Annotated in this window: 21 protein-coding genes and 1 other RNA gene; 16 read left to right on the plus strand and 6 right to left on the minus strand. The window is 41.3% G+C overall.

Annotated features, from left to right (window positions below):
• Positions 1-31 precede the first annotated feature (31 nt).
• From uvrB to INF20_RS02940, 3 genes are all read left to right on the plus strand, one after another.
• The gene (gene uvrB / locus INF20_RS02930; protein ID WP_226384898.1) at positions 32-1,999 is read left to right on the plus strand and encodes an excinuclease ABC subunit UvrB; all 1,968 of its coding nucleotides are present in this window, start codon (positions 32-34) and stop codon (positions 1,997-1,999) included.
• A gap of 15 nt (positions 2,000-2,014) precedes the next feature.
• Positions 2,015-4,861, plus strand: a complete 2,847-nt coding sequence (gene uvrA / locus INF20_RS02935; protein ID WP_226384899.1) for an excinuclease ABC subunit UvrA — start codon at positions 2,015-2,017, stop codon at positions 4,859-4,861.
• An 85-nt stretch (positions 4,862-4,946) separates the two neighbouring features.
• Positions 4,947-6,389, plus strand: coding sequence for a nicotinate phosphoribosyltransferase (locus INF20_RS02940; protein ID WP_226384900.1), 1,443 nt, complete (start codon positions 4,947-4,949; stop codon positions 6,387-6,389).
• A gap of 526 nt (positions 6,390-6,915) precedes the next feature.
• Here the strand turns inward: INF20_RS02940 and INF20_RS02945 are convergent.
• The gene (locus INF20_RS02945) at positions 6,916-7,722 is read right to left on the minus strand and encodes a hypothetical protein (RefSeq protein ID WP_226384901.1); all 807 of its coding nucleotides are present in this window, start codon (positions 7,720-7,722) and stop codon (positions 6,916-6,918) included.
• A gap of 70 nt (positions 7,723-7,792) precedes the next feature.
• Positions 7,793-8,236, minus strand: a complete 444-nt coding sequence (locus INF20_RS02950) for a hypothetical protein (protein WP_226384902.1) — start codon at positions 8,234-8,236, stop codon at positions 7,793-7,795.
• Positions 8,237-8,373: 137 nt separating this feature from the next.
• Here INF20_RS02950 and INF20_RS02955 point away from each other — a divergent pair, with 137 nt between their 5' ends.
• Positions 8,374-8,964, plus strand: a complete 591-nt coding sequence (locus tag INF20_RS02955; protein WP_226384903.1) for a helix-turn-helix domain-containing protein — start codon at positions 8,374-8,376, stop codon at positions 8,962-8,964.
• 105 nt (positions 8,965-9,069) lie between these two features.
• Here the strand turns inward: INF20_RS02955 and fba are convergent, their stop codons facing one another.
• Together fba and INF20_RS02965 are read right to left on the minus strand one after the other, a co-directional pair.
• Positions 9,070-9,999 carry a class II fructose-1,6-bisphosphate aldolase gene (gene fba, locus INF20_RS02960; protein ID WP_226384904.1) on the minus strand — a complete coding sequence of 310 codons (930 nt, stop codon included), beginning with the start codon at positions 9,997-9,999 and terminating at the stop codon, positions 9,070-9,072.
• A gap of 15 nt (positions 10,000-10,014) precedes the next feature.
• Entirely contained in the window at positions 10,015-10,287 is a 273-nt protein-coding gene (locus INF20_RS02965) for a hypothetical protein (RefSeq protein WP_226384905.1), read from the minus strand.
• Between the two features lie 118 nt (positions 10,288-10,405).
• On the opposite strand from INF20_RS02965, the gene INF20_RS02970 reads away from it, so the two are divergent.
• The 9 genes from INF20_RS02970 (at position 10,406) to INF20_RS03010 (ending at position 19,102) form a co-directional block, all read left to right on the plus strand.
• Positions 10,406-11,338, plus strand: a complete 933-nt coding sequence (locus tag INF20_RS02970; RefSeq protein ID WP_226384906.1) for an RluA family pseudouridine synthase — start codon at positions 10,406-10,408, stop codon at positions 11,336-11,338.
• A 9-nt stretch (positions 11,339-11,347) separates the two neighbouring features.
• A complete protein-coding gene (gene lepB / locus INF20_RS02975; protein ID WP_226384907.1) occupies positions 11,348-11,944 on the plus strand; it encodes a signal peptidase I in 597 nt (198 codons plus the stop codon).
• 41 nt (positions 11,945-11,985) lie between these two features.
• Entirely contained in the window at positions 11,986-12,555 is a 570-nt protein-coding gene (gene lepB / locus INF20_RS02980) for a signal peptidase I (protein ID WP_226384908.1), read from the plus strand.
• The gene (gene smpB, locus INF20_RS02985; RefSeq protein WP_226384909.1) at positions 12,555-13,016 is read left to right on the plus strand and encodes an SsrA-binding protein SmpB; all 462 of its coding nucleotides are present in this window, start codon (positions 12,555-12,557) and stop codon (positions 13,014-13,016) included. The genes lepB (INF20_RS02980) and smpB overlap by 1 nt, the downstream gene beginning before the upstream one ends.
• Before the next feature lie 14 nt (positions 13,017-13,030).
• Positions 13,031-13,393, plus strand: a transfer-messenger RNA (tmRNA) gene (gene ssrA, locus INF20_RS02990).
• A 375-nt stretch (positions 13,394-13,768) separates the two neighbouring features.
• Entirely contained in the window at positions 13,769-13,978 is a 210-nt protein-coding gene (locus tag INF20_RS02995) for a hypothetical protein (protein ID WP_226384910.1), read from the plus strand.
• 177 nt (positions 13,979-14,155) lie between these two features.
• On the plus strand, positions 14,156-16,348 hold the full coding sequence (locus INF20_RS03000; RefSeq protein WP_226384911.1) for a GLUG motif-containing protein: 2,193 nt from the start codon (positions 14,156-14,158) through the stop codon (positions 16,346-16,348).
• Positions 16,349-16,720: 372 nt separating this feature from the next.
• Entirely contained in the window at positions 16,721-17,038 is a 318-nt protein-coding gene (locus tag INF20_RS03005; protein ID WP_226384912.1) for a helix-turn-helix domain-containing protein, read from the plus strand.
• A 696-nt stretch (positions 17,039-17,734) separates the two neighbouring features.
• Entirely contained in the window at positions 17,735-19,102 is a 1,368-nt protein-coding gene (locus INF20_RS03010) for an MATE family efflux transporter (RefSeq protein WP_226384913.1), read from the plus strand.
• Here the strand turns inward: INF20_RS03010 and INF20_RS03015 are convergent.
• On the minus strand, positions 19,095-19,838 hold the full coding sequence (locus tag INF20_RS03015; protein ID WP_226384914.1) for a creatininase family protein: 744 nt from the start codon (positions 19,836-19,838) through the stop codon (positions 19,095-19,097). The two genes, INF20_RS03010 and INF20_RS03015, sit on opposite strands and share 8 nt — an antisense overlap.
• A 122-nt stretch (positions 19,839-19,960) precedes the next feature.
• On the opposite strand from INF20_RS03015, the gene INF20_RS03020 reads away from it, so the two are divergent.
• The gene (locus INF20_RS03020) at positions 19,961-21,391 is read left to right on the plus strand and encodes a purine-cytosine permease family protein (RefSeq protein ID WP_226384915.1); all 1,431 of its coding nucleotides are present in this window, start codon (positions 19,961-19,963) and stop codon (positions 21,389-21,391) included.
• Positions 21,392-21,434: 43 nt separating this feature from the next.
• On the opposite strand, the gene INF20_RS03025 is transcribed toward INF20_RS03020, so the two are convergent.
• Entirely contained in the window at positions 21,435-21,890 is a 456-nt protein-coding gene (locus INF20_RS03025; protein WP_226384916.1) for a MerR family transcriptional regulator, read from the minus strand.
• Positions 21,891-22,107: 217 nt separating this feature from the next.
• Between INF20_RS03025 and INF20_RS03030 the strand changes: the two genes are divergently transcribed.
• Positions 22,108-23,103, plus strand: a complete 996-nt coding sequence (locus INF20_RS03030; protein ID WP_449757708.1) for an ABC transporter substrate-binding protein — start codon at positions 22,108-22,110, stop codon at positions 23,101-23,103.
• Positions 23,081-23,851, plus strand: a complete 771-nt coding sequence (locus INF20_RS03035; RefSeq protein WP_226384917.1) for an ABC transporter permease — start codon at positions 23,081-23,083, stop codon at positions 23,849-23,851. The genes INF20_RS03030 and INF20_RS03035 overlap by 23 nt, the downstream gene beginning before the upstream one ends.
• Positions 23,852-23,866 lie beyond the last annotated feature (15 nt).

A 23,866-nucleotide genomic window follows, 5' to 3' on the forward strand; every position in this document is an offset into this window, starting at 1 on the left:
GATGAAAATATCCTAAACAGGGGAAAGAGAAATGGATCATTTTGAATTAGTATCAGAATATAAACCGATGGGAGACCAGCCCCAGGCCATTGATAAAATAGCCGGGGGATTTCTTGACGGCAAAAAAGCCATGACGCTTTTGGGAGTAACTGGTTCAGGTAAAACCTTTACCATGGCAAATGTCATAGCAAAGCTTAATAAGCCAACGCTTATAATTTCTCACAATAAGACGCTGGCTGCTCAGCTTCACGGTGAAATGAAGGCGTATTTTCCAAATAACGCAGTGGAATATTTTGTCTCCTATTACGACTATTATCAGCCGGAGGCTTATGTCCCTTCTACAGACACATATATAGAAAAGGATTCCGATATAAATGCGGAAATTGAAAAGCTGAGACACTCTGCAACTGCAGCCTTGTTTGAACGAAAAGATGTAATTATAGTGGCTTCTGTTTCATGTATATATGGTCTGGGCTCGCCAGTGGATTACGAAAATCAGGTAATTTCCTTAAGACCGGGGATGGAAAAGAGTCGTGAAGAAATCCTCAGAAAGCTGGTAGATATCCAGTACGACAGAAACGATATCGCCTTTGAAAGAGGTACTTTCCGTGTTCGTGGAGATATTATAGATGTTTTCCCTGCAGGTGAGGATAGCGCTGTTAGGATTGAATTGTTCGGCGATGAAGTGGAAAGTATAAAGGAGATTAATCCTGTAACAGGTGAAGTTATAGGGTTGAGGAATCATGTGGCTATTTATCCTGCATCCCATTATGTAACTACCGATGAGAAGATGGAAAAGGCCATCAAGAGCATAACTGAGGAGCTTGACGAAAGAGTAGCCTATTTTAAATCGGAAGGTAAGCTTCTTGAGGCTCAAAGAATTGAGCAGCGTACAAGATACGACATTGAAATGCTCAGGGAAATCGGACGGTGTAAGGGAATCGAAAACTATTCAAGGCATCTTAACGGTTTGGGACCGGGAGTAAGGCCATACACTCTTTTGGATTATTTTCCGGACGACTTTCTTATAATAATCGACGAGTCCCATGTTATGCTTCCGCAGCTCAGAGCTATGTATGCCGGAGACAGATCAAGAAAAATGTCGCTGGTGGAGTACGGCTTTAGACTGCCGTCAGCATTGGATAACAGACCGCTTAAATTTGAAGAGTTTGAGGGGATAAAGGATAAGATAATGTATGTCAGCGCCACACCGGCTCAGTATGAAAAGGATGAATCCGGTGGCATATCCGCAGAGCAGATTATAAGACCGACAGGCTTGCTGGACCCAGATATAACCGTTGTGCCGAGCGAAGGGCAGATTGACCATCTTATCGGTGAAATCAATAAAGAGGCAGATAAGGGAAATAAAGTGCTTGTCACTACCCTCACAAAAAAGATGGCAGAAGCTTTGACTGACTATCTGAAAAATGCAGGCATCAGAGTGAGGTATCTTCACAGCGAGGTGGACACCTTGGAGCGTCTTGAGATTATCAGGGATTTGAGAATGGATCAGTTTGATGTGCTGGTGGGTATCAATCTGCTGAGGGAAGGCTTGGATATTCCAGAGGTGAGTCTGGTGGCGATATTGGACGCGGATAAGCAAGGATTTTTGCGTAATGAAACTTCTTTGATTCAGACCGTGGGAAGAGCTGCGAGAAACGCTGAAGGTCGCGTTATCATGTATGCCGATGAAATAAGTCCTGCAATGAGGGCTGCAATTGATGAAACTAAGAGAAGAAGAGAGATACAGCAGAAATACAATAAGGAACACGGTATTACTCCAAAGACTATAAAGAAATCCGTAAGAGATGTCATAGAAGCTACAAAACCGGCGGAGGAGGATATGTCGGATAAGAAACCTGTTGAAATGACAAAGAAAGAGCTTATGGATTATGTAAAGAAGCTGGAAAAGGAAATGAAAAAAGCTGCTGCAGACCTGCAGTTTGAAAGAGCTGCTATGCTCAGAGATATGGTATTTGAGTATAGAGCAAAAATGTAAGGGGAAAGAAAGTAAATGCAAAAGGATTTGATAATAAAAGGAGCAAATGAAAATAACCTTAAAAATGTAGATTTGGTAATTCCAAGGGACAAATTTGTTGTGCTGACAGGACTTTCCGGCTCAGGTAAAAGTTCTCTAGCCTTTGATACTATTTATGCGGAAGGTCAGAGAAGATATGTGGAAAGCCTTTCCGCCTATGCAAGGCAGTTTCTAGGACAGATGGACAAACCGGATGTGGAATATATAGAAGGACTTTCGCCTGCCATATCAATCGACCAAAAGACTACAAGCAAGAATCCAAGATCGACGGTGGGAACCGTAACAGAGATTCACGATTATCTGAGATTGATGTATGCCCGCATCGGTGTTCCTCACTGTCCTGTGTGCGGCAGAGAAATAACATCCCAGTCCGTTGATCAGATTGTGGATGCCCTTATGGAGTACGGTGAAAAGACAAGACTGACTGTTTTGGCACCGGTAATAAGACAGCGTAAGGGAACCTATGAAAAGGTGTTTGAAAGAATCCAAAAGGAAGGATTTACAAGAGTTAGGGTTGACGGAGAAATGTATTCTCTGGATGAAGACGAGATAAAGCTTGAAAAGACTTTCAAACATACCATTGAAATAGTAACCGACAGAATTGTAGTAAGAGAAGGTGTTGAAGGCAGACTGGGTGAAGCCTGCGAACTGGCCATAAGTCACGGAGACGGTCTTGTCAATGTTATCATTTCTAAAGACGGAGAAACCGTTGAAAGGATGTTTTCAACTTCTTTGGCATGCCCGGAACATGGGGTGAGCATCGAAGAAATGGAGCCGAGAACGTTTTCCTTTAACAGCCCATTTGGCGCGTGCCCTGAATGTAATGGCCTTGGCTTCCTTCAGAGAATAGACCCGGATTTGCTCATAGAAGATGACAGCATGAGTATATATGACGGAGTGTTCGGAAATGCCTTTGCTTCAATGGATGACGGCAGATTTTACAGACAGATGATAGATGCGCTGACTGCAGAATACGGTGCAGATGTCTATATGCCTTTTAAGGACCTTCCAAAAAAACTTCAGAAGGAGCTTCTCTACGGAACTAACGGCAGGAAGATAAAATACGATTATGTCAGCAGAAGGACTGGCGCCCTTTCACATAGAAGCGATGAATTTGAAGGTGTAATTCCGAATCTTGAAAGGCGCTTTATGCAGACGGATTCGGAGTTTATGAAGGAAAGAATTAAAAAATATATGACTGAGGCGGAATGTCCAAAGTGCCACGGGAAAAGGCTCAAAGATGAGGTGCTTGCGGTGACTGTGGGTGGAATAAATATAGCTCAGCTGTCGGATATGTCTGTGGCAGAGGCCTATGACTTTATAGACAACCTTACGCTTTCTGAAAAAGATGCGGCCATAGCAAGGCAGATTGTAAAGGAAATAAAATCAAGGCTCAGCTTCCTTATTGATGTGGGGCTGGATTATTTGACACTTTCTCGAGCATCGGCAACATTGTCTGGAGGAGAATCTCAGCGAATACGACTGGCCACGCAGATTGGCTCAAGCCTTGTGGGTGTGCTTTATATACTTGACGAGCCTAGCATTGGCCTCCATCAAAAGGATAATGACAAGCTGCTGGCTTCCTTGCGAGACCTGACAGATATAGGCAATACTTTAATTGTTGTCGAGCACGATGAGGATACTATGTATGCTGCAGATTATATCGTGGATATAGGTCCGGGAGCGGGCACCGCCGGTGGTGAGGTGGTTGCCGTTGGAACGGCTGAGGACATTAAGAAATGTGAAAGATCGGTTACGGGACAATACCTTTCCGGCAAAAAAAGAATAGAGATTCCGGAGCACAGGCGTGAAGGAAACGGCAATTTTATTGAAATTAAAGGAGCTGCAGAAAACAATCTTAAATCCATAGATGTAAAAATTCCATTGGGGAAATTCGTTTGTGTAACCGGAGTATCAGGCTCTGGTAAATCCAGCTTGGTAAATGACATTCTCTATAGAGAACTCGCCAACAGACTTAATGGGGCAAAGTTAAGACCGGGAAAGCATAAAAAGATAACCGGTTCAGAACATCTGGATAAAGTGGTGGATGTAAATCAGGAGCCGATAGGAAGAACTCCGAGATCAAATCCTGCGACATATACAGGTGTCTTTACACATATTCGAGATCTTTTCGCCAAAGTACCGGAAGCTAAGATGCGAGGATACGACAAAGGCAGATTCAGCTTTAATGTAAAAGGCGGAAGATGCGAAGCCTGCAGCGGCGATGGTATTATCAAGATCGAGATGAATTTCCTGCCGGACGTATATGTTCCTTGCGAAGTATGTAAAGGAAAAAGATATAATAGGGAAACCCTTGAAGTGAAATACAAGGGTAAGAACATCTTTGAAGTTTTAGACATGACGGTATCTGAAGCCCTTGAATTTTTTGAGCATATTCCGGCAATAAACAGACAGCTGACAACCTTAGAAGAAGTAGGTCTGGGATATATCAAGCTGGGGCAGCCTTCAACGCAGCTGTCTGGAGGTGAAGCCCAGAGAATCAAGCTAGCTTCGGAACTTTCAAAGAAAAATACAGGGAACAATATATATATACTTGATGAGCCTACGACAGGATTGCATTTCGCAGATGTGGATAAGCTCAATCATGTGTTGGATAAGCTGGTTGATGCGGGAAATACCGTGGTTGTAATCGAGCATAATCTCGATGTTATAAAGAGAGCGGACCATATTATAGATTTAGGTCCGGACGGTGGTTTTAGAGGCGGAACTATTGTAGCTGAGGGTACTCCTGAGGAAATAGCTGCTTGCAAAGAATCCTATACAGGACAGTATCTTAAAAGGATATTAGCTCGAAAAGGTTGATTTTTCGGGATTTTGAGTTATACTGTTAGGGAGGTGTCTGTACACCTAATGAAAAGATGAGATTAGAGAACAGGAGTATTAAAAAATGATTGACAACAGAAATCTGACCATGCTGACAGACTTTTATGAAATAACCATGGCAAACGGTTATCTGGAATCCGGCATGGCAGAAGATATCGCTTACTTCGATATGTTTTTTAGAGAAATACCTGAAAACGGTGGATTTGCAATTCTCGGTGGCATAGATGAAGTGATATCATATCTTGAAAACCTGAAGTTTACAGATGAAGATATAACATATCTGAGAAATAAAAATATGTTCTCGGAGGCATTTTTAGATTATCTTAAAAACTTTAAGTTTAGTTGTGATGTATGGGCGGTGCCAGAAGGTACTGCAGTATTCCCGGGGGAACCTATTATTACAGTAAGAGGGCCGGTGGTACAGGCACAGTTCGTTGAAACGATGATACTGCTTTTGGTAAACCATCAGTCTCTTATAGCGACAAAAGCAAACAGAATCGTAAGAGCAGCCAAAGGAAGACCGGTAATGGAATTTGGAAGCAGGAGAGCCCAGGGCCCATCTGCTGCAATACTTGGAGCTAAAGCGGCATATATAGGTGGATGCGCCGGTACGGCATGTACAATAGCCGACAGAGATATCGGTGTGGCAGCTCTCGGAACAATGGCCCACAGCTGGGTGCAGATGTTCCCTAGCGAATATGAAGCCTTTAAAAAGTATTGTGAAATATATCCGGACAACAGTACGCTTCTCGTGGATACATATAATGTGCTTAAATCCGGAGTGCCAAACGCTATCAAGGTATTTAAAGAACTTAAGCCTAAATCAATGGGTATAAGAATAGACAGCGGAGATATTTCATATCTCACAAAGAAAGCAAGAAAGATGCTGGATGATGCGGGATTGCAGGACTGCAAGATCGTGGTTTCCAATTCTCTAGATGAATATCTGATACAGGATATTCTTCTTGAAGGAGCTTGCATCGACTCCTTTGGTGTAGGTGAAAGACTGATAACAGCTAAAGAACAGCCAGTATTCGGTGGCGTGTACAAGCTGGCAGCGGTGGAAAAGGACGGCAAGATGATTCCTAAAATCAAGGTATCTGAAAATGTCGAAAAGATTACAATACCAGGATTTAAAAAGCTATATAGACTTTACGATAAGGATACAAACAGGGCTATTGCCGATCTGATAACCCTTGTAGGGGAACCTAGACCTGAAGGGGACGGATATGAAATCTTTGACCCTCGCAATGTGTGGAAGAGAAAGAAAATATCCAATTTCGTAGCAAAGGATCTGAGAGTGCAGCTCTTTGACAAAGGCGAGTTAGTATACGAGAGACCTTCTGTGGAAGAGATAAAACAGCACTGCGCAGAGCAGGTAGATGCCCTTTGGGATGAAATGCTTAGATTTGAAAATCCACAGACATATTATGTGGATTTGAGCCATGATCTTTGGGAACTTAAAAAGAACATGATAGAAGAAACAGCAGCTATGAATGAAATTTAATATGTATATCAAGAAAGACGGATGCCATTTTGGTATCCGTCTTGTAATAAATCAGTTCTATTGTATTTTCTTTTGATGTCTTGATACATATATGGTGTAAATTATTGAGAAACACATAATAATAGCAATGCCACTCATATAATTAGGGAGTCTAGAAAACATAAGAATATTATAAAATGTTGTTCCTCCAGTAAAGAAGATTAAGCATTGTATAAATTCTATACAAATTGTTATTACTATGGGAAGAATGCCAACTTTATAATTGTATTTAATTATTTCTATTACTGTCCATATTATAAAAATGATTATCAATGCAGAAACAATATTTGCAATTATATTTAATAGTACAACTTTCTCATATCCATTGAAACTTACTTCAAAGGATTGTTGAAATCTATTATGTATTGATGAATACCAGAACATACATAATGGATAAATTATCATAGCTGCAATGAATAATATTATCATTGTACTCAGTTTATAGTTCTTTTTGCCCATCATTTCACCTCAATTCTTTTAATGGATATTATTGAATAAAATGACATATATCCAAATCTACTTGATAAGTGAACTGTGAATTTGGTGTAGTTCCGCCGTATGTCACTCTTGTACTTCCTCGTACACCGCCAGCTCCTCTAGTATTATAGTATCTGTCTATTGATGATGTATCTTTAGTTTTCAATGTAGTGATACTGCTAGTAGATAGAGGCCATTCCCTTACATATTCTATTATTCCACCATCATCAGGACTATACCCTGAAGATGTATAGTATGTGCCTACTCCATAGTATACAGCCTTTAAGCTTCTTACAGTTACGCCACCTGGCACGTATGTTAATTTTGATCCTATTTGGGTAATCTTTTTTGCTTCAATTCCATTAAATGTTTTGCTGGTATACCATACTTTTACATAACCAGTTACGCGTCCACATTGCGATTCATTGTATAATGAGCCACCCCCTGCTTTTGGATTAATACCCAACTTAGACATGCCTTCATTTGTTAGATAAATATCCGTAACTAATGTAGCAGTTTTTTCATTTACTCTTGGTTTACTAAGATCTTCAATTATGTAAACATTATATTTATCAATATATTTTTTTGAATCGTCCTCAAAATTAACAATAGCTTTAGCTTCTTTACTTGATATTTTTTTTATGGTTTTAGAATCAATTGATTCTTGCGATAAGCCACTATCCACGATTTTATCTAATAGTTTTGTTTCTATTGTTTCTTCTTTTTGAACATGTACTGTAGCATTAGTAGGAACAACTGTTATTGTAAAAATCATAATGACTGCTAACAAAATATTAATTTTTTTATTATTTTTCATTTTACTCACCTCTTTTCTATTATTAATAAATTGCCTTTTCTTCTTTATAACAGCATTTTGTTTCATTGGATTATTTTATATATCCTGTCATATTACTGCCTCTGCATTTGATATAAAATTGAGTAGATGCACTCATATTAGTTAATGTTAAGTATTCAGATGTTTTACTTTGTATTGTTCTTAGCAAATATACGTTAGATCCATTTTCACACATTATAGTTAAATCGTTTTTACCTTTGTTGTTAATAAATATTTGATAAGTTGTTTTTCCAAATAGTTTATAATCAGAATACCAATAAGTATTATTGTTGCTTCCGCAACTAAAAGTATATTTCCCTAAATTCTGTATATTCCATAATCTTGTTGGCTTTTCAGAACTTTTAATTTCGATCTCCGTCTCTGTAAGTGCAGCGCTTTTTATATTTTTTGTATTAGCAGTTGAAATAATTAATTGATAGTTCATTAATATACAACTGACAATAATGATGGTTACTAAAATTTTCCTTTTTAACATTGCTCTATTTCCTTTTAATAACAACTAATATATAATTCTGTTAAAGTATAATTATCATATTATTTATTTTGAAACAATGTTTTTATCTTAATTGGTAATGTTACGTTTCGTAACACACTGCAATAACAAGGTGCATAATGAATATAGGAAATAGAATACAAGAAGCCAGAAAACATCAAAATATGACTCAAGAAGATCTTGCGACAAAACTTAATGTAAGTAGAAGTACCATTGCAAGTTGGGAGTCAGGCAGAAATATTCCAGATGTTAATTCTCTGATTGAGTTATCGAAGGTTTTAAAAATACCATTTTCAAGCCTTTCAAAAGGGAAAAATGGCATAGCAAGAAAACGAATAATGAAGATTGGAATATGTTTATTTCTTGTTGCAATCGTTTGTTGTTCAAGCTATATCTGCTATCGAAAATATCAATTTTCAGATATAAGCGATCAAAATTATATTAAAGAGATAACCGTTGATAAAGATATTCTTACAATAGAAACAGACTTGCCGTTTTATAAAAGTTTAGCAGGGGCATCATTGAGTGCATCAATTCACAATCAAAATGCAATAGAGATTCATCTTATTTCAAAAATAGATTTAAGTTTATCTAATAATAATGCTATTACTTACTCAATTGATGAACTTACTAGTGACTTTGGATTAAATGAATTAGATGAAATATATATCATGTATCAAGATAAGATTTTGAAGAAATATGATTTATAGCTTAAAATGATTTTCTGGAAAATAAAAGCGTCGCAATAACGAAATTAAAAATGCAGGACTTTTGAAATATCCTGCATTTTTATGTTTGTATTGTATAGACAAATCTTATCTCTGACCGGATGCCTTAAGCACATTCTTAATCTTGTGCTGCACCATAGCTTTGATGGCATCTCTAGCAGGTCCAAGGTATTTTCTAGGGTCAAAGTCCGAAGGATTTTCCTGAAGATATTTTCTTACTTCTGCTGTCATTGCCAGTCTAAGGTCTGTATCGATATTTACCTTGCAGATACCATGCTTTGCAGCTTCTGTAATCATATCCTCTGGCACACCCTTAGCTCCTGGAATGCTGCCGCCATAAGCGTTACACTTATCAACAAATTCAGGAAGCACTGTTGACGCTCCATGAAGCACTAGCGGTGTATTAGGGATCATTTCGTGAATTTTTTTCAGTCTTTCAAAATCCAGGCTCGGATCTCCAGAGAATTTGTATGCGCCGTGGCTTGTACCTATGGCGATTGCCAGAGAGTCAACGCCTGTTCTTTCTACAAATTCTGCAGCTTCTTCTGGGTCGGTGTAAGTGGCAGCCTTCTGATCAACTTTGATGTTGTCCTCAACGCCGGCAAGCTTACCAAGTTCAGCTTCTACAACAACGCCGTGGGCGTGAGCATATTCAACAACTTCCTTTGTGAGACGGATATTTTCTTCGAATGGGTGCTTAGAACCGTCTATCATTACGGAAGTAAAGCCGTCGTCTACGCATTTTTTACAAATTTCAAAATCTTCGCCGTGGTCAAGATGCAGGCAGATGTCAAGGCCTGTATCAAGGATTGCTGCCTCTACCAGCTTCATCAGATATGCCGGTTTAGCATACTTTCTTGCTCCGGCGGATACCTGCAGTATAAGGGGAGCCTTTTCTTCGGCAGCGGCTTCCACGATACCCTGTATGATTTCCATGTTGTTTACATTAAAGGCACCTACGGCAAAGTCGCTCTTTAGGGCTTTTTCAAACATTTCCTTTGTAGTTACAAGAGCCATTTTAAACCTCCTATATTACTGTGCGTCTTCTTCTGTTGCGTTTTCATCGGAAGCTGCTTCATCGTCTGATTCCTCAGCAGCATTGTTATCAGTTGCAGCTTCGCTGTCTGTCTGTTCATCCTGCTGCTGTACGCTCTGAACGGCATCGGCCTGCTGTTGAGCTCTTTCGGCAGGGTATTTCATTATATCCATAACTCTGAAGGCTATAACAGTCAGAGCGATGGCAAGTATTACTATTGCCACTACGATATCATTTTTATTGTAAAGAAAATCTTTAAATCTTTCCATGTTATTCTCTCCTTTTCACCTCATAATATAATACCATAAAAATAACGCTGATTCCATGACAATATCTTTATTTTATAATATGTGTTAATCCTGTGAAATTTAGTGTATAATAAACTTTATGATAGAATTTCGCATAGAAAAAAATGATGCCGGGCAGCGACTGGACAGATTTCTTAGAAAATACCTGGTTAATGCTTCCCTGGGGCAGATATACAAAATGATAAGAAAGGATGTTAAGGTTGACGGAAAACGCGCTAAGGAGAAGGATATCCTTCAGGAAGGTGCAATCTTAAAACTCTATATATCCGATGATGAATTAGAAGCGCTCAAGGGAAAGAAAAAACGAGTCGCAGCAAAAAAACAATTTAAAATCGTATACGAGGATGACAATATGCTGATTGTATCCAAACCCTTTGGACTTCTCACCCACGGTGATGGCAGAGAAAAGAAAAATCACCTTGCCAATCAGGTGGTGGATTATCTTATCAGCACCGGAAAGTTTGACCCATCGGCATCGTCAACATTTACGCCAAGTCCTGTAAACAGGCTGGACAGAAACACCACAGGGCTTGTTATTTTTGGGAAAAATGCGGAATCCTTAAAAGAATTAAATAAGATGGTAAAGGATAGGGAAAGGATAGAAAAATACTATCTGACGGTAGTTTCGGGAGAAATGAAAAAGCCCATGGAACTGACCGGAGCCATTACCAAGGATGAAAAGAACAATACCGTAACCGTAGGCGATGAGGGTAAGAACATTGTGACTATAGCAAAGCCGTTAAAGACGGCGAAAGGGTACACGCTGATTGAAGTGGAGCTTGTAACAGGAAGAACTCATCAGATAAGAGCTCATTTGGCTCATAGCGGTTATCCGGTAATCGGTGATGCAAAATACGGTGACAGCAAGGTTAATGACGTTATAAAGAAAAAGTATGGACTGAGTACTCAGTTCCTTCACGCATACAGATTGATAATAGATGGAAAGATAATAACCGATAGACTTCCGGCAAGACTTGATAAAATAGTAAGAGATATATTTGGCGAATATTAAGGATATGTAATGAGAGCAGAAAGAAAGCAGACAGAAGCAGAAAACGCGGAAAAAGAAATAACGAAAACCGAGAAAAGTAAAAATAAGGATAAAAATAAAAAAAGCTTTGCAAAGGAGTTCCTAAAGGAAATCGTAATCGCTGCAGCTATAGCAGGTGCAATACTTTTTTTCGTGGGTCCTACAGCAGTTAGGGAACACAGTATGCAGCCTACGGTAAACGATGGCGATGTGTTGCTTTTAAGCAAGGCTTTATATAACGATCCTCAGGTGGGAGATATAATAGTTTTTAAAAGCGAGCTTGAGGATGATAACGGCAAGCCCATGAATCTTATTAAAAGGGTTATAGGCACGGGCGGCGATATAATAACGATTTCCAACGGCAAGCTGTACAGAAACGGGCAGGAAATTAAAGAAGATTATATATATGGAGAATGCACTGGAGAGGTATATAATTTTGAAGTGCCGGAAGGAAAGCTTTATGTGCTGGGAGATCATCGGGAAGTAAGCCGTGACAGCAGAGAACTGGGTGCCATCGATGAAAAGACCGTAATAGGCAAAGCCGTATTGCGTATATGGCCGCTAAGTGATTTTGGCGGATTAAACTGATAGTTAATTGATTTATTGATATAAATGAGAGAGAATGAGAAATGAAAGAGCGAGAAGAACTGCTTGATTCGGAAGAATTAGAAGAATTAAATGAAAATGACGGACAGAAGCTGAAGATAAAGGATGTCATTAAAGTTTTAATCATAGTCGTAGCTATCGTGCTGTTGATTGGATTCTTTGTAAAACCGATTATAGTGGAAGGCGCTTCCATGAACCCGACATTACAGGATGACGATTATCTGCTTATCAGCAGACAATCATACACATTCGGCGAGCCGGAAAGAGGCGATATTATAGTATTCCCTCACCATGAAAGCACTGAAGACAGCTTGTACATCAAGAGAGTTATTGCGATTCCAGGAGATCATCTGGAGATTCATGATGGCAATGTATATATAAACGGTGAACTTCAATATGAGGATTATATAAAAAGCGGAGCGATAACAGAAGGCTATGTAAATCTTGTAATACCTGAAGGCCAGGTTTTTGTCATGGGAGACAACAGAGAAAACAGCTCCGACAGCAGATATTTTGGCACGGTTAACATCGAAGAAGTGACCGGTGAGGTGTTCGTGAGACTGTGGCCGCTAAGTGAGATAGGAAGACCCTAATGAAGAAGGAAAGAAAACTTGTCGCCAATAATAAGAAGGCGAGGCATAAATATTTCATAGAGGATACATATGAAGCGGGAATTGTGTTGACTGGAACGGAAATTAAATCCGTGCGACAGGGCAAGGTTAACATCAAGGAAAGCTATGCCAAAATTATAAATGGCGAAGTGTTTATCATAGGAATGCATATAAGTCCCTATGAGCAAGGAAATATCTTCAATGTGGATCCTTTAAGGGAAAGAAAGCTATTGCTTAACAAAAGAGAGATAAAGAAAATAGAGACACAGACTTCAGAGAAGGGAAAGACCCTAGTACCTCTGAAGATGTATATAAATGAATCAGGACTGGCCAAAATGGAAATCGGTGTTGCACAGGGTAAAAAACTCTATGATAAGCGAGCCGATATAGCTCAAAAGGATGCCAAGCGCAGAATGGACAGAGCCATAAGGCGAGAATACTGATTGTAATCAAATATGGGGATGTAAAGGTTTCGACAGATATGCGGAAGCCGGATAAGCGAGCCGTAGATTGCGCTATATACGTAAAAAGGCGCACGTTAAATATAAACGCTAAAAATAACAACAAACTCGCATTTGCTGCCTAATTAACGCAGCGCGCGCGTCGACCCTCTCTCACCTGCAGGGGAGGATGTTCGGCGTCATTATGCAGGAAAACTCTGTGTGAATTCCCGGCAGCACAGGGGAATAACGGGATAGTTGAAAGGCGGGCTTGTCGCTGAGCCTTCCATGAGGCGAATTTAAAAAGACATCGACTGCGCTCGGAGAAATTCTTGTGAAAGTGTATTTGGACAGGGGTTCGACTCCCCTCATCTCCACCAAATAAGAACCGTGATTTTGATACAATGCGTATCAAGGTCACGGTTCTTATTTATTGCCTGTTTTATGGGGCTTTTCAGCTTTTCTGAACATTCGAACAGAAAACAATCCCTGCCATGACAGCTTCTGTGGCAGGAATTTTAGTATCTATACGGTTGTTGACCGTAAAGTAATCGTTATAAGATTGTTAATCGTTATTTTTGTGGGGGTAATCGTTATAATGTAGTCAAGCTCCTTCTTCAGTAATTCGGTCTCACCATATATGATTACAAAAAAGTTTCGGGAAATTTACAATTTAGTGCCGTAAAACCTTGAAAGAAAGCAACTTTTGTGATATGATAAATGTGTATAACTATATGTAAAGCGAGGTCTTGGCAATGGATAAGAAAAGGAGGACAATGCTAACAGCCAGCCAGCCAGCCAGCCAGCCAGCCAGCCAGCCAAGCATAATTCTGCCCTTTTTTCTTGTCAAGAGCAAAGTTGCATATTTCTTCAAGGCATATTCCGCCCGTTCTGAAACGGGCGGGGTGCGCCCGGTTTATTTGTCAGCCTTGTTGCCCTTGCAGCAAGGCGGTGAGGGGGGATAACAGTATTGTTTGTTGAAAATAATCCCGATATCCAAACGAAACCCCAGCCGGTATGGATTGCAGTTCCTTGCCGCTGCTATCCGCAAAAAGAAAACCCATTATTTGGCGTTTGCGACCATGAAAAAATGCGTTTCGGTCAGGCAAATCAATGGAGCCCGGAATGAAGGAGGAAGTTTTATGAGGAAAAAATCATTTAAAAGCGCATTGACGGTATTGTTATCGCTCATGATGATACTTGTTATGTTTCCTGCAAATGCTTTTGCTATGGATGGGGAAGGCACAAAGGAAAATCCCTACGAAATCGCAGCAGCGTCTGAGCTTTACGAATTTGCGACAAAAGTAAACGCAGGAGAAACTACCGCCTGCGCCGTGTTGACAGCGGATATTACCATAAGCATCGACACGAACTGGACGCCAATCGGAAATGACAGTAACCAATACAACGGCATCTTTGACGGCGGCGGACACACCATTACAGGACTTAGTGTGGACATACAATCCGATAATACTATATACGCCGGCTTATTCGGCTATATAGGCGAAGGCGGCACAATCAAAAATTTGAGCCTTGCGGACAGCAAAATCACTTGTTCAGGCAATCGTGTTTATGCCGGCGGTGTGTGCGGTTGGAATACTGGCACCATACAAAACTGCTACAACACAGGAGATGTCAGCGGCACAGGCACAAGCTCATACGGTTATGTTTATGCCGGCGGTGTGTGCGGTTGGAATACTGGCACCATACAAAACTGCTACAACACAGGAGATGTCAGCGGCACAGGCACAAGCTCATACGGTTATGTTTATGCTGGCGGCGTGTGCGGTTGGAATACTGGCACCATACAAAACTGTTATAACACAGGAGAAGTCAGCGGCGCAAGCACAAGCACATTTAATCCTGTTAATGCCGGCGGCGTGTGCGGTGATAATGCCGGCGGCACCATACAAAACTGCTACAACACAGGAGATGTCAGCGGAGAAGGCACACAATATGTTTTTGTCGGCGGTGTGTGCGGTACTAATGAGAACAGCGCCACCATAATAAACTGCTACAACACAAGAGATGTCAGCGGCACAAGCTCATACGGTTATGTTTATGCCGGCGGCGTGTGCGGTGCTAATGGGAACAGCGCCACCATAATAAACTGCTACAACACAGGAGATGTCAGCGGCACAAGCTCAAACGGTACTGTTTATGCCGGCGGCGTGTGCGGCTATAATAGAGGCGACACCACACAAAACTGCTATTGGCTTGCGGGCACAGCGGATTGCGGCATCGGCAACCTCCCAGGCGACACAAACGCTCAATCCAAAACCGCCGACGAGTTCGCCTCCGGCGAGGCGGCATGGCTGCTTAATAATGGCGCAGTAGACGGCACCCAAGCTTTTTACCAGACCTGCGGCGTAGGATTACCGCAGTTTTCGGGAGAAACCGTATACAAGGTTAAAAAATTCAAATGTCCATACGACAGTATAGGGACATATATATATAGCAATACGGATAAAAATGTGACAGGCGAGCACAGCTACGGCGAGCCGGAGTGGAACTGGTCAGAGGACGGAACGAGCTGTACGGTGACCTTTACCTGTAAAAACAACCCGGAACATAAGGAAACACCGCAGGTAAGCGTTACATCAGCAGTAAAAACTCCTGCAACCTGTACGGAAAGCGGCGTAACCACTTATACGGCGGCAGTTGAATTTAACGGTCAAACCTACACAGATACGAAGGAGGTATCCGTCCCGGCCACAGGTCACGAGCTGAAGAAGACAGATGCGAAAGAGCCGACCTGCACCGAGGACGGCAACAAGGAATACTGGACTTGCGACACCTGCGACAAGTATTTCAGCGATGAAAATGCCGAGACGGAAATCCAGCTTGCCGATACGGTGATAGAAGCCACCGGCCACAGCTATGATAACGGCAAATGCACCGTCTGCGGTGAAATTGATCCCGATTTCAAGGCGGTTATCATTGAGGGAGCAAACGGTACATGGCAGAAAGGCACAAAGGACGGCCTCTCCTTTACTTCCAACGCCACTTTTGCAGATTTCCAGAAGGTACAGGTAGACGGCAAAGACCTGGACGCTTCCAACTACACGGTCAAGGAAGGCAGCACCATAGTTACCCTGAAAGCGGAATATCTGGAAACCCTGTCGGTAGGTAAACACACGCTGGCAATCGTTTCCGAAACAGGAACAGCCGAAACAGAGTTTACCATCAAGGCTGCACCTGCCTCCGACGATACCCAGTCACCGCAGACCGGCGACAACAGCAACATGATGTTGTGGATTACACTCATGTTCATTGCAGTCTGCGGTTTGACTGGTGCTATGATTTACGGTCAAAAAAAGAAATATGTTAAATAATTTCTCGTTTAGTTAATGCTCCCATAATACAATGCACCCCTAAAGCCAAAGGGGTGCATTGTATCAAAATAAGGGTTATTTGCTAAATCAAAAGAACAGGAAGCATCGAACTATTCTTTTTTCGGAACGAGTTCGCGCTTATAAACGAGTATGGACGCTATATCTGGCGTCCTTTTTAGTTAAACAAATATAAACATAAAAGAAACAATCGTATTTAATCAAATTGAATCAAAATGCACTTATTTCACGCACAATTTCAATCGTAAAAAAATACGAAGAAATATATAATTAAACTTCAAGTTCATTGACAGCTGACCGTAAAGCGTATATATTGTTGTAGTCGGTTATTTCTCAGAACAAAAGGAGGTCATCATGAAGGTAAGACCCGAATATGATTTTAAAGTGATCGGCAATAACCTGAGAAAGCTGCGGATAAAAAACGGACTGACAGTTGAAGAAGTGCGACAGTATATGCAGCTTGGTACCGTTCAGTCAATCTACAAATGGGAGAGGGGCGAAGGATTGCCACAGGCGGACTCGCTTATAGCACTTCTCGAACTTTACGGTGAAAATAGAATAGATACGATAACAGAGGAAAGAGGAAATCTTTCCTCTTCTGACTTTTTGGAAATATTGCAGAAACATCTATTGAACTTTGTGTTAAATGACAAAAGCCTTTATTTGATTTAAACTGTAGATAGTCAGAAGATTGAACTTATTTGCGTCAACTCGGTGAAGACGATGTAACTCATCGGCCGAGGTGTGATGGAAGTTTAGTGAAATCCGTAAACGATAGCTTACGGAGGTAGCTATTCCCATACAGTGATGTATGGGGAGAAGACGGAAACCGTCAAGTTCAAGTTGCAGCACTGAATAATCTTGCGATAAAAGCTGATGCCCTCGCGGGACGGGCAATAGACGCTCCGGTGGAGAATAACCCTGTACGCCTTTTGCGTAGCGGTAAAATGAAACGGCAGGGAAGCTAATAACCGTCTTGGACATGAAGCCCGGAAACGGGATATAACGCGAGAAGCAGGCACAAGTAGCCCAAGTCCGCTCCATTACAGGAGCAAGTATTAAAAGTGATTATAACATAATGCCTAAATTCTGAAGTGGGTGAAAGTTGCGGGTATCATTCCCGTGTGGTCTAGGCGAAAGCGGTGTGAAAATGCCAGGGGTCGCTACCCGAAGCACAGAGTCACATCACCATTGAGCGAATATTATCAAGGGTTATTTGGCATCCCGAAGGGGAGACGCAATTTGTTTAATATCTGGCGATACAAAAGCTAATGGCCGTATAATAACGGTCTTTTTTTATTTACTTAGAAGTAGTAAAATACCTTTTGCGAGTATTATTTATAAATGACTAAGAGGCAAATTGATTTTATGACTGACAATAGAGACTTTTTAAGAACTGAGCCGGTGGGTAAGCTACTTTTGAAGCTGGCAATTCCGACGGTAACAGCTCAAGTCATAAATATGCTGTATAACATCGTTGACAGAGTATATATAGGACATATTCCAGAGGTGGGAGCTACGGCACTGACAGGTGTCGGTGTTTGCATGCCACTTATTATGATAGTTACGGCCTTTGCTGCTCTAGCGGGATTTGGAGGTGCGCCGAGGGCATCTATTTTTATGGGAAAGGGTGACAAGGATTCCGCAGAAAAAACCATGGGCAACAGCTTTACCGCTCTTTTGATTATCTCGGTGCTCTTGACTTGTGCCCTTTTGATATGGAACAGGGATTTTCTTATGGCCTTTGGTGCCAGTGAAAATACCATAGAATATGGCGTAAGTTACATGAATATCTATGCTCTGGGAACTATATTTGTACAGCTGACTTTAGGTATGAATGCCTTTATTACCGCTCAAGGCTTTGCAACAACGGGAATGTTGTCGGTGCTAATAGGTGCAGTAGCTAATATTATTCTAGACCCGATATTTATATTTGCCATGGGCATGGGTGTTAAGGGTGCAGCCCTTGCGACGGTTATTTCCCAGGCCATGTCATGTGCATGGGTTATAGTATTCCTGTCTGGAAAGAGAACTCATTTAAAGCTTAGGCTGATAAATATGAGACTTAAATACAGCATCATCATGCCGAGTTTAGCACTGGGGCTTTCCACCTTTGTAATGCAGGCCAGCGAAAGTGTGATTTCCGTATGCTTTAATTCGTCACTTCTTAAATATGGAGGCGATTTGGCGGTTGGAGCTATGACTATTCTCACAAGTGTGATGCAGTTTGCCATGCTGCCGTTACAGGGGTTTGGTCAGGGAGCACAGCCGATTATAAGCTACAATTACGGTGCTAAAGACCCAGAAAGAGTAAAAGCAGCTTTTAAAAAGCTGCTTAAAACAAGTCTGATTTATTCTATTTCTCTGTGGATATTAGTTATGGCCTTTCCGAGAATGTTTGCCGCAATGTTTACCACAGAGGAATTTCTTTTGGATTTTACTGAAACGGCCTTGAGAGTATATTTAGGTTGCATGTTTATGTTTGGCATTCAGATGGCATGCCAAATGACTTTTAACGCACTGGGAAATGCAAAGGCATCCATAGTGGTAGCGATAACACGTAAATTTGTTTTGCTGCTACCGCTGATTTATATAATGCCGATGCTGTTTTCCGGCGATAAAACCATGTCAGTTTACATGGCAGAGCCGGTTGCGGATTTTATAGCCGTTTCATTTACCGCAGTGCTATTTAGTTTTCAATTTCGCAAAACTGTCAGAAAGATTGAAACTATTTAAATTTCCACTGTCTGTCATCAAGTTCCTTAAGAGCCTTAACCACATACTCTACGATGGCATCGTTCATCATCTTGCCCTTTTCGGCAGTAGCCTTTGTGGCATCACCGGTCTGGGCGGTATTGGTAAGCTCTGAGAAATCCCATTTAACATCGAGGTATTCAGGAAGATCAGGTACAACAGAAGTTGCCTGGTCAGGTTCGCACCATTCGCCAAACAGGTAGTATGCGATGGATGTTTCGCCTTCTCCTGCGTGGCCGAGACCTCCCCATACTTCAAATGTTCCTTCAGGAAGCAAATCACCTGCTGCCACCCACCACTGGGTTAAGGCAGCTATTTTTGCGTCTGGGTAAACTTCTTTTATCTTTCTAGAAGCTATTTCAATAGGTGCGATATTACCGTCGTGACCGTTCATGATAAAGATTTCATCTATTCCCTGTCTTATGCAGGATTCGAGCATATCGTAGACAACCTGAGTAGTTGTATCGTAGCTTAAAGTGAGAGAAAAAGGAAATGAATCGTAGTGTCCGCTGTAACCTACCATAATAGGAGGTAAAACGAGCATTCCTTCAACTTTATCTGCAATCTGTTTGGAAAGTCTGTAAGATACAAGAGTGTCGCAGCCTTCAGCAATGTGCTGACCGTGAGCTTCGCAGGAACCTACTGCCAAAATTGCCTTGTTAAAATTACCTTCCTTCACCTGATGTGCCGTCATTTTATATAATTCGTTCATAGCCATATTAAGACCTCCTTTTGATACGCATAAAAGCTATATAATATAGTTCAATTATATAATGGAATTGACTGAAAATACAATGAATAATATAATTAGACCAGCGAGACGGTTGAAAGGAGAGGTTTATGGAAGACATTAAGAGAAAAGACTTAAAAGAGGAATCCTATTATCAGGACGGCGAGTATATGCTCGAACCGGTACCTCTTGATGCCAGAAGGTCCACAAGAAGCCAGTTCATGGTGTGGATAGGCTTCGGATATGCCGTTACAGGACTCATTGTGGGAGGTAATCTTGCAGGATATGGAGGCACGGACGGTATGCCGTTTTGGCCTGCGTTTTGGGCTATCGTATTGGGAATGGGTGCACTGTATGTGATGACATCTTTCTTGGGTGTAGCTGCTCAGAAAACAGGATATAATCTGGCGTTACTTTCAAGATTTTCATATGGAAGTAAAGGTGCAATAATACCCCTTGCGATAATGTCGATTTTAACATTGGGCTGGTTTGCAAGTATCGCAGGCATGGTTGGAGAGGTATGGAGTGAATGGATTGGAAATCCTTCCGGCATCACTGTAATTGATCCGGCTAAATTTGGAATGGAAGGCGTTGATCCTATAAGCCTTGAAGAGTTCCTAGCTTGTGCAATTTTCGGACTGATATTTACATATACTGCAGTTCGAGGTATGTCTGCCATTGAAAAGGTTGCCACTGTGTTTTCGCCGCTGATACTTATAGTTGCGGTTATTGCAGGAATAGTTTTTCTGCACAATTGCGGCGGTATAGGAGCATTTAACAGTGAAGCGGATAAACTGAGCGGAATGGGTATCGGTAATGGTATAACGATTGTTGTGGGAAGCTGGATTGCAGGAGCCATAATGGGCGTTGATATGTTCAGATTTAATAAATCTGTAAAAGCCGTATGGCTGTGTGCTGCAGCATGCTTTATACTCACAAATCCGATATTGAACTTTGTAGGATATATAGGTGTTGTTGCAACCGGAGAATTCAACTACGTGTTCTGGATGATAGCTTCAGGCGTACTTCTTGCAATTCTCGGTGTGGTAGTATGGACAACTGCACTGTGGACTACAGATAACTCTGAGCTGTACTGTAATGCACTGTATACAGGTCCTGCCCTTGATGCAATGGGCTTCAGAGCAAAGAGAAAGACCATAGTAATTATCGTAGGTATTTTAGGTACAATACTGGGAGCGGCAGCATTTTATCAGCTGTTCTTTGCTGATTTCATAAATGCATTGGGAGCTATAGCGCCACCTCTTGCGGCGCCGATCCTGGCAGACTTCTTTGTTGTAGGTCGCGAGAAAAAATATAACGCAGATTTCCTCAACAGACAGCCTGCAGTTAGATGGGCTGGAATAATATCCTTTATTGTAGGTGCGGTTATAGGATATGTGTTCCAGTATGTGACTACGCTTCCTTATGGACTTCCTTCAGGATTGTTTGCGTTGATTGTATCCTTTGTACTTTATATTCTCATTTACAAGATTACACCTGATGCAAAGAAGGATAAGGAACTGGTAGCGGAAAATAAATAGCAAATAGTAAGATTCAAAATTTAATTTGAGCATGAAAAAAGGGCTATATGCCCTTATTCATGCTCATTTTTTCTTTTGTGGTTTTGTACGGCTCAGGAAGCTGGTCGGCGGTCATGGCTTTAACATTTGCTTCGGTACCGTCTTTTACTGCCTGCTCGTAGTACCAGCATTTAAACTCCAACAGATCCAAAGTGGCCTGGAGATCTTCCATCTGCTTTTTAACTGCGGCTCTTCTGGACTGAAAAAGCTCTAGCCTTTCATGTATGGATTCGTCGCCTCTTGCTGCCATATCTATAAAGGCGCGGATTTCTTTAATTGAGAGCCCTGAACTTTTAAGACATTCTATAACCTTCAACCATTCGTAGTCCTTTTCTGAAAACATGCGGATTCCGCCGCTGGAGCGTTCAACGAAAGGAAGCAGACCTTCTTGATCGTAATAGCGCAATGTTGAAGCGGGAATATGCATTACCTTTGCCATTTCTCCTACAGTGTATAACATAATTTTCTCCTTACAAATAATTGAAAAATTGTTAACTTAAAGTTAAGTTTAAGTTGTATTACCTACTCAAACTTATTATAGATAGAATAAATCAAAAAATCAATTGAGCAATATGTTTTCTGTCAGAAGGTTTTAAAAATCCCCTAACGGTGGTATGATTATTATACATGAGTCAAACTATCGTTATAAGAGCATTTATTATTAAAGGGAGGCAGAAATGAAAAAAATGAAAAAAGTTATGTCACTGGCCATGGCAGCGGTAATTGCGTTGGCAGGCTTCGGATTGACAAGCTGCGGACAGGCTGATCCTGTGGATGTCAGCGTGATGGCCCTTAAAGGACCTACAGCCATGGGCATGGTAAAATTCATGGATGATGTTGATGCTGGCGATGTTACGGACAATAACTATGAATTTTCTATTGCAGCTTCAGCAGATGAAGTCACACCTGCTCTTACAAAGGGCGAAGTTGACATCGCGGCTCTTCCTGCAAATATGGCATCGATACTGTACAACAATACCGATGGGAATGTGCAGGTACTGGCTGTAAACACTCTCGGTGTACTTTATATATGCGAAACCGGTGACACTGTAAACAGCGTTGCAGACCTTAAAGGCAAAACAATTTATGCCAGCGGTAAGGGTGCAACTCCAGAGTATTCATTAAACTACATTCTGGAAAAGAACGGTCTTGAAATCGGAAAAGATGTACAGGTTGAGTGGAAGAGCGAACACTCCGAATGTGTAGCAGCACTTGCAAATGATGAAAACGGTATAGCATTGCTGCCTCAGCCTTTTGTAACTACAGCTCAGACTAAGAACCCTAACATTAGAGTGGCTCTGGACCTTACCGAAGAATGGGATAAGCTTCAGGAAGGTGAAGAAGCTCAGGGTACAATGATAACAGGAGTTATCGTAGCCAATAAGGAATTTGTTGAAAATAATCCTGATGCGGTGGAAGCATTCCTTTCCCACTATGAGGAATCCGTTAACTATGTAAATGAAAATACAGATGCTGCCGCAGAATTGGTAGGCAACTATGATATAGTTCCGGCACAGGTAGCAAAGGAAGCTCTGCCTGAATGTAACATCGTATACATCGCAGGAAGTGAAATGAAAGATAAACTTTCCGGATACCTTTCCGTGCTTATGGAACAGAATCCTAAGGCTATAGGAGGACAGCTGCCTGAAGATGATTTCTATTACGGACAGTAAGAAAAAGAAAAAAATGCGGCTGTGGGCCGTTATATTCTGGCTGCTTATATGGGAAGTGGCCAGCGTGGTAATCGGACAGGAGATACTGCTAGTATCTCCTGTTGATGTACTTATAAGACTGGGAGAGTTGATAATTACGGCGGAGTTCTGGCAATCTGTGGGATTTTCCATTGCAAAGATTGTTAGCGGATTTCTGTTGGCTTTGATACTAGGTACAGCAGCGGCTGCATTGGCAAGCAGATACAAAAGGTTTGCGGAGCTGCTTGAGCCTTTTATGCAGACGATAAAAGCGATTCCAGTCGCTTCCTTTGTTATCCTGGTGCTTATATGGATTTCATCGGCAAATCTTTCCATAGTGATTTCTTTTTTGATGGTCTTTCCGATTATTTATACCAATATGTATGAGGGTATAAGCAATATGGACAGACAGCTTTTGGAAATGGCAGATGTGTTCGGTATGAAGGGAAGGGAAAGATTTAAGTATATATATATTTCCCAGGTGCTGCCGTTTTTCAGAAGTGCGTGCTCTGTCACACTTGGGATGTGCTGGAAGGCAGGTGTGGCAGCCGAAGTAATAGGGCTTCCTGACAGAACCATAGGCGAAAATCTTTACGAAGCCAAGATTTTTCTCGATACGGCATCGCTGTTTGCGTGGACTGTGGTGATTATATGCATAAGCGTTTTGTTTGAAAAGATTTTTATGGGCCTTGTAAATAAAGGTGCTTCCCGCATAGAAAAATCTCTTTAACGAAGTATTGCAGTT

It is taken from the genome of Gallibacter intestinalis (genome assembly GCF_014982745.1).
Taxonomy (GTDB): domain Bacteria; phylum Bacillota; class Clostridia; order Peptostreptococcales; family Anaerovoracaceae; genus Gallibacter; species Gallibacter intestinalis.